Below are 6,917 nucleotides of genomic sequence, written 5' to 3' on the forward strand. Positions count from 1 at the left end.
ATACACTATGGCGCGTCGGTTCCGGAGTAAGTACGAGTCAGAGATCCACCTCGGCTTTGTGGCCATAGCCTCATTGCTGGTCTTTCTGAATTTTGTGTCCAATTACGTGTTGCACCAGGCGCGATCGACTCAGCGCGATGACACCCAGGCCCGGCTGCATCGGGCGGCGGTGGTGATCAGCCGCGAGATGGAGATCAGGTATCCGGCAACGCTGGATCAGACGCAGGTCGGCGCCCTTCGTGATCGGCAAGATCTCAGCGACCTGACATTCCTGCCGGTAAAGCCGGCCGAAGACACGAAAGCCGGCAAGCGGGACTGGTTCCGCGCGGTCACCCTCAAGTACCCGCCCGGCCTATATCCCGATCTGGCGGAAAAACTGTATCGGGCCGAGCTGGGGCAAATCACGCGAGGCAACGGCAGCGAATACTACTACCTGTATCCAATCCCCGGGTCAGCCGGCGGCGGACTGCTCATGCTGACCATGGACTGCCCCGATCTCGCCTACCTTGACGATTCGCGGGACACGCTGGTGTTGGTCCTGATCGGGGCCGTAGTACTGGTCGCCGCAGTCTACGTACTCTTGTCTCGTTTCATGTTTCGGCCGTTTCGGCGCATACGCGAACAAGCTGAGCAGGCCGGGCGGGCCGTGACGGCCGATCTCGACGAAACCGAGGCGGTGGTACAAGAGTACGAGCGAGTCATCCGGGAGCTCACCGTCACGCAGAAAGAGCTGCTGCGACTCAACGAAGAAATTCAGCGGCGGGCGGATATCCTCGAGCTTATCAACCGATCGCTCACCGAAACCAGCCGGCTCGGGGTCATCACGCTCGATCCGCAGGGCAAGATCGTGGCCGTCAATGAAACCGCAGAGAGGTTATTAGATCTACCGTCAGATGATTGCGCGGGTCACTCTTTTGGCGAGACGCTCGGGCGGTTCGAGGCGCTGATGCACGACATTGAGCGCGCCCTGGCCGATGATCGCTTCCGAGGATATCACGAGTACTTAGCACCGGACGGTCGAAGTACGAGTCAGACTCTCGGCGTCACCATAGTGGACATACGGAACCCCGGCGAGGGACTCACCGGCCTGCTCCTGATGGTCAGCGATCAGAGCGAGCTTAGCCGCCTGCGCCGGGAGCTCGAGGACCAGCGACGCCTCGCTGCGCTTGGCGAGATGGCCGGTGGTTTGGCCCACCAGATACGAAACTCGCTGGGCGCTATTAGCGGCTACGCCACCCTGATTAAGAGACGCCTGAAACTAAACGACCTCGTCACCGATGCCGCCGATACTCTTCTCGATGAGACCCGGACCGCCCATGAGTTGATCAGCCGCTTTTTGTCGTTTGCCCGCCCGTTTGAATTCAAGCCGGAGCCGACTGACCTGGCCGCTCTCGTGGCAGAATGTCTGGCGCCGGTTCGGGTCAGGCAGGACCTTCACGGTGTCGAGTTCCGGGAATTGCTCAACGCCGGCATGTTCGCCCTGGTCGATCCAATACTCCTCAAACAGGCGATCACTAACATGTTGGACAATGCCGTCAACGCCTATGGTGAAACCGCCGGCCTGGTTGAGGTTTCCCTGCGCGAATCCGGTGACCGGGCTATGATTGAAATCCGAGATTTCGGCTGCGGCATACGTCCCGATGCCCTTGATAAGGTCTTCACGCCTTTCTATTCGTCTCGCCCCTCCGGTACCGGGCTGGGATTGCCGCTTGCGGCCAAGATTGTCGCTCTGCATTCGGGAACCATTGAGGTCTCGTCGGAACCGGACCACGGTACTACCTTCAGAATCTGCCTTCCTTTGAATGTCGTCGCGGGCCGTCGTCTCGCGACGGAAGTCACCACGCCGGTTTAGAAAGTGCTTGGGCGATTCCGCCTTCCTGCTATATTTACGCCCGGAGTTTTGGAGGAAGAATGTATACGTCGTCGGATTTTCGAAAAGGCCTGCCCATTTTGGTTGACGGTGAGCCTTACTATGTCATCAGCTACCTGCACATCAAAATGGGGCGGGGTGGTGCCAATGTCCGCACCAAGCTGAAGCACATTATCACCGGGGCGGTGGTAGAAAAAGTGTTTTCCCCTGATGAGGCTTTCAAGCCGCCGGATCTCGAGCGCCGCAAAATGCAGTATCTCTACGAGAACTCCGGCGAGTTTTCGTTTATGGATGCGAACACCTATGAACAACTGTCGATCCCGATAGATGATCTCGGCGACGCCCGCTGGTATCTTCTGGAAAACCAGGAGTACACCATGCTCTTTCTTGATAACCGGGCCATCTCCGTCGACCTGCCGGCATCGGTGATTCTGGAAGTTGTCCATACCGAGCCCTCGGTGCGCGGCGACACTGTCAGCAACGTTACCAAGCCGGCCAAACTGCAGACCGGCCTGGAAGTCAAAGTGCCGCCGTTTATCAAAGAGGGGGACAAAGTCAAAGTAGATACGCGCAGCGGCGAGTACCTCGAGCGGTCCAATTAGGCGATGACAGTCACGGGGAACGTGATCGGGGTGGACGAATCGGGGAAGGGCGACTTTTTCGGACCGCTGGTAGTCGCCGGGCTACTCGCCGGTGATTCTGATCTTCCCATGCTGGCCGAGATTGGCGTGCGTGACTCCAAGCGGCTCACCGACAAACGAATACTCGAACTGGATCAGCGGCTGCGGTCGACCTTCGTTCATCATATCACCGTGCTTATGCCGGACGAATACAACCGTCGGTACGAGACCGTCCGGAATCTCAATATCATGCTGGCTGATTGCCACGCCGAGACGATCGCCGCGACCATAAAGTCCGCGAGAGCACGTTCCAAGACGGTCGACTTAGCTATCTCAGACAAGTTCGGGAAGACGGAACGTCTGGAATCGGCTCTCGCGAGAGTCAGGTGCGAATTGCCCGTGACACAGATAATCCGCGGCGAGTCGGTGCCGCAAGTTGCGGCGGCGTCGATTTTGGCGCGGGCCGAGTTTGTCCGGCGGATTAAGGCGATGTCCGAGGAACTGGGTGCAGCGCTGCCCAAGGGGGCATCGGCGCATGTGGACGTGGTCGGGCGCGAGTTGGTGGCGCGGTACGGACCGGCGATCCTTCTTCGAGTCGCCAAGAGGCACTTCAAAAACTTCAAACGAGCTTGCGCGACAGATCTCTTTTCCGCCAAGAGATGAGCAGGCCGGTGGAACGGCCGCCGTCGATCCATCGCGCTGTCGGGCGACTCTGCCTGACAGACCTGCCGTTCTGTGGCTGCTGGACGTCCTCGTCCACCGGCACACATCGGAGAGTCGGCGCACGGGGACGTACGCCAACCACTCAAATGTTGGGTGGGCGGCACACTTCCTCGTGTGCCCCATTGCCCAGACCACCCTGCGATTGATCTTCTAAACCGGATTCTTCTCGTTGTCGATCGGTTTGAATGACCAGCCGTTATCGGTCGACGGGACTAACGGTTCCTGTGAGTCACCCTGGACTCCCTCGCTGTCGCTCACGTCGTCATCGGGGAACGTGAGGCCCTGCGAACCACCATTGTTACCACTTTCACCAAACGACAGGTCCGTGCCTGTATTCAGCGCCTGAACGGTTTCGTCGGGAGACGATGGGCTGGTGATCCGAGTGACATCGTCGGAACAGCCTCCGGTCAAACATAACATCGCGGCGACTGCCAGAGAGCAGCCCAGAAACTTCCTGAACATAGTTCGGTCCTCCATCCGCCTGGGCGGAATTTGAAAACTGACTGTCCTTCGCTCTCGCCGCAGGGGCAATCGCTATGCCCAGGCCGGCGACCGGTGTAAGATATTGTGTTATAATATGTTACGGCGACACCATAAAGTGCCCAACGAGCGGTGGTTGATTCTACTTGTGGGATGAATCCATCAACTGATGGCTGGCCGCCCCCTGTCTTACGCAAAGCCGCCGCCTGAGACAACCGATAAAATACTATAGCGTGTTTTGAGGCGTGACTCTGGGGTGACGATATGCACAGCATTATTCCATGGATAGCCATAGCCTTCTTTCTGGCCGCGCTTATCGCGGTTCGCAAGTATGCGGAATTAATAGCGAGGGAGAGCCGTTCGAGTTGGCGCCATGTGTCCTCGGGGCTCGTCCTTCTTTCCCTGTCCGCGGTCGCGCGTTTGTTCCATGAGAACGGCCTGCTTGCTCGGGCGCCGTTTTTCTCCGAGGAGATTTTCTTTGAACTGGCGTTCTGGATTCTGGTGATTTCCGGCGGAACGCTCCTGGTGAACGGGGTAGCCGAATGGCTCCCGCTGTCCCGGCAGAGCCGCCGCCTTATATTCGAACGCGCCAACCGCCTGGAATTGCTCCAGCGCGTGGAGCAACTGGTGGGAGTGGACAATCGCCTCGAATCCCTGCTCTGCGGCGCCGTCAGACACATGAAAGAACATCTGTCCGTCGGCTACGGAGCGGTCTTCATGTTCGAAACAGGGACGCGCCGGATGACCGTAGCTGCGGTATCCGACGATTTCCCAGTTTCGAGGGGTGTACTCCAGTCGGCTATCTGCGCAATGAGTGAGCTCGGAGCGGACAACCCCGGCAAGGGCGATCAGCCACCTGGTCTCACACGATTTCTGCCGGCATCGCTGGGCAACCCGACGCTTACGGTGCCGATCCGCGTAGCGAACGAGACGGTCGGGTTGTTCGTGTTCTGGGATTCGGCGGAGAATATCGGGGCCGATGATCGTCTGCTTCTGCAGCTTGCTGCCGACGTTGTCGCACGAAAGATACTTGCGGATCGTCTCGCGCGGACCGTTCAGGCGGACCAGGGACAAGCCGAGTGGTTGCTGTCCCTGCAGAGCGCGGTTGCGAAGGAAGATGATTCGCGCCGGCGAGTTCTGGCGCTGGTCCGCGGCCTGGTGCAGAAGTGCTCGTTTGATAGCTTCGCCTTAACTCACACTTATCGTGGAGATGGCCTCCGGACTCGCTACTCTCTTGGAAGTGCCGGACTGCTCCTGATTCAGCATAACCTGCCGCCGCTGCCGAGTGGGGCCCTGACACACATTGCTGCCGCCGATGAGGACCCCATCGTTTTCCAGGACCTTCCTCCGGACAGGCAGCCCTCTCCATTGGAGATAATCACCGGCGGTTCGATAGGTTCTTTGATTGCGATACCTGTGCGCATTCATCGTGACATGATGGCCACGCTCACGCTGGCGGCGCGTCGGAGAGGGGCGTTTAGTCACGCTACGGCAAAGCTCGTGACACAGGCATCGCCTGCCGTTCTCCTTGCCTTGATGCCCGATATTCTGGAATCAGCCGCCCGGGCGGATAGATCGCGCCTCGAGACTGTCAGTTGGGTAGCGCAATTGATCGGCGAGAGCAACGTTCCGGAGGAGGTCGTGCGCGTAGCGGCATCCGCTGTTGCGGAACAGACCGGCGCCGATTTCGTGCGTATCTCTACGCTCGATGAGAGCGGAGCGTTCTTGGAATCGCAAGCAGTCGTATCGTCACTATCGACTGAGTTTCAAGTACCCCCTGACGGCAAGATGGTGTTGTCGCTGATGCCGCGACATCGTCAGGCGCTGGATACACTACAGTCCCTGGTGCTCACCTCCCGCGCGGAAAGTGATGCGCTAAGCGCCACCGAGGCGAGACAGATTTTCTCAGAGGGGCTTCGCTGGGTGGCGATAGTACCGATAGTCGCGGGTGGCAAGAGCACCGGAACTGTTACGCTCGGCGGTGAGGCGATCGCTGGAAATCTCACCGCCAACTCAGGCCCGATGCTCTTCGCGCAGGCGGTGGCGTCGATGCTTGCGCACAGGCTAACCACGGCTGCGGATTCGCAGATTCTGCCTGAAGCTGCATTCGCGGTGACTCATACGGGAACACGGCGAGCGGGAAAGCCGTCGTCCAGACATTCTTTGTCTCTCGTATAGATCGGGCACTGCATTGTGTCGCAATAGGTTAGCGGCAAACGCCACTACCTAAGCCCACGAATTCGATTGCCTATTCCAGATTCACGTGTATATTAGGCGGTAGATATTCTTCGGGGCGAGGTGGAATTCCTCGACCGGCGGTGAAAGCCCGCGAGCCCCGCCAGCGCGGGGCAGAACTTGTGGAAGTCAGGTGCCGACGGCAACAGTCCGGATGGTAGAAGAATATGACAGGTGGGCGTCTGCCGTATTCTGTCCATCACCCCCGAACTATGTCCGGGGTTTTTTTGTGACCGACCGTACTGACCGAGACTTCATGCAGCGAGCGCTCGACCTGGCCGCGAAAGCGCGCGGTTGGACATCGCCCAATCCCATGGTCGGCGCGGTAATCGTTAAGAACGGCCGCATAGTTGCCGAGGGGTATCATCACCGCGCCGGTCTCGACCACGCCGAAGTGGTCGCGTTGAAAAAGGCGGGAACGCGGGCTAAGGGCGCGACAGTATATGTGACACTCGAACCATGCGCGCATGTCGGCTGTACCGGACCGTGCGCCAATGCGCTCATCCGGGCGGGAGTGGCCCGGGTAATCTATTCCTCGGTAGATCCCAACCCACTCGTGAGCGGCAAGGGCCACAAGAAGCTCCGCAAGGCGGGGATAGCAGTTGAACGCGGCCTGCTCCGGCGCGAAGCAGAGAAGCTCAACGAGGCCTATTTTGCGTTTCATCGAAACGGCCGTCCGTTTGTCACCCTCAAGATGGCACAGACTATCGATGGCCGAATTGCCACTGCGACTGGCGACTCGCAGTGGATTTCCAGTCCCGCCTCGCTCAAACTCGCCCACAGGTTGCGCGCAGAAAACGACGCGGTAATGGTCGGCATGGGTACAGTCAGAGCCGACAACCCGGCGCTAACGGTGCGGCTTGTAAAGGGGAAGAATCCTTATCGCTTGATAGTCGGCGGCCGCGATCCTGTGCCGAAGTCGAGGCGGATTTTCGCAAGCAATGAGGACTTGAGAACTGTTCTGGCGGCGCCCGCGAAAACTATTCGCC

6 protein-coding genes and 1 riboswitch are annotated in these 6,917 nt (G+C 59.0%); of the genes, 5 read left to right on the plus strand and 1 reads right to left on the minus strand.

Annotation, left to right across the window (positions count from 1 at the left end):
* Positions 1–7: 7 nt before the first annotated feature.
* From AB1772_09570 to rnhC, 3 genes are read left to right on the plus strand one after another with little or no spacing between them, the layout of a single operon-like run.
* Positions 8–1,852: an ATP-binding protein gene (locus AB1772_09570; protein ID MEW5796597.1), complete on the plus strand. Its 1,845-nt coding sequence runs from the start codon at positions 8–10 to the stop codon at positions 1,850–1,852.
* 59 nt (positions 1,853–1,911) lie between these two features.
* Complete coding sequence (gene efp, locus AB1772_09575; protein ID MEW5796598.1) at positions 1,912–2,472, plus strand: elongation factor P; 561 nt, start codon at positions 1,912–1,914, stop codon at positions 2,470–2,472.
* A gap of 3 nt (positions 2,473–2,475) precedes the next feature.
* On the plus strand, positions 2,476–3,153 hold the full coding sequence (gene rnhC / locus AB1772_09580; GenBank protein MEW5796599.1) for a ribonuclease HIII: 678 nt from the start codon (positions 2,476–2,478) through the stop codon (positions 3,151–3,153).
* Positions 3,154–3,363: 210 nt separating this feature from the next.
* Here the strand turns inward: rnhC and AB1772_09585 are convergent, their stop codons facing one another.
* Positions 3,364–3,675 carry a hypothetical protein gene (locus AB1772_09585; GenBank protein ID MEW5796600.1) on the minus strand — a complete coding sequence of 104 codons (312 nt, stop codon included), beginning with the start codon at positions 3,673–3,675 and terminating at the stop codon, positions 3,364–3,366.
* 282 nt (positions 3,676–3,957) lie between these two features.
* Here AB1772_09585 and AB1772_09590 point away from each other — a divergent pair, with 282 nt between their 5' ends.
* Positions 3,958–5,871 (plus strand): hypothetical protein, encoded by a 1,914-nt coding sequence (locus AB1772_09590; protein ID MEW5796601.1) that lies wholly within the window; start codon positions 3,958–3,960, stop codon positions 5,869–5,871.
* 102 nt (positions 5,872–5,973) lie between these two features.
* Positions 5,974–6,098, plus strand: a riboswitch (FMN riboswitch).
* A gap of 86 nt (positions 6,099–6,184) precedes the next feature.
* The coding region (gene ribD, locus AB1772_09595) for a bifunctional diaminohydroxyphosphoribosylaminopyrimidine deaminase/5-amino-6-(5-phosphoribosylamino)uracil reductase RibD (GenBank protein MEW5796602.1) at positions 6,185–6,917 on the plus strand (733 nt) is incomplete at its 3' end.

The organism is Candidatus Zixiibacteriota bacterium (genome assembly GCA_040752815.1).
In the GTDB taxonomy this organism is placed as follows: Bacteria; Zixibacteria; MSB-5A5; order GN15; family FEB-12; genus JAGGTI01.

Excerpts from the sequence above, each read along its gene's own strand:
- AB1772_09570 (MEW5796597.1), top strand. The coding sequence starts at position 8 with ATGGCGCGTCGGTTCCGGAGTAAGTACGAGTCAGAGATCCACCTCGGC.
- efp (MEW5796598.1), top strand. The coding sequence starts at position 1,912 with ATGTATACGTCGTCGGATTTTCGAAAAGGCCTGCCCATTTTGGTTGAC.
- rnhC (MEW5796599.1), top strand. The coding sequence starts at position 2,476 with ATGACAGTCACGGGGAACGTGATCGGGGTGGACGAATCGGGGAAGGGC.
- AB1772_09585 (MEW5796600.1), bottom strand. The coding sequence starts at position 3,675 with ATGTTCAGGAAGTTTCTGGGCTGCTCTCTGGCAGTCGCCGCGATGTTA.
- AB1772_09590 (MEW5796601.1), top strand. The coding sequence starts at position 3,958 with ATGCACAGCATTATTCCATGGATAGCCATAGCCTTCTTTCTGGCCGCG.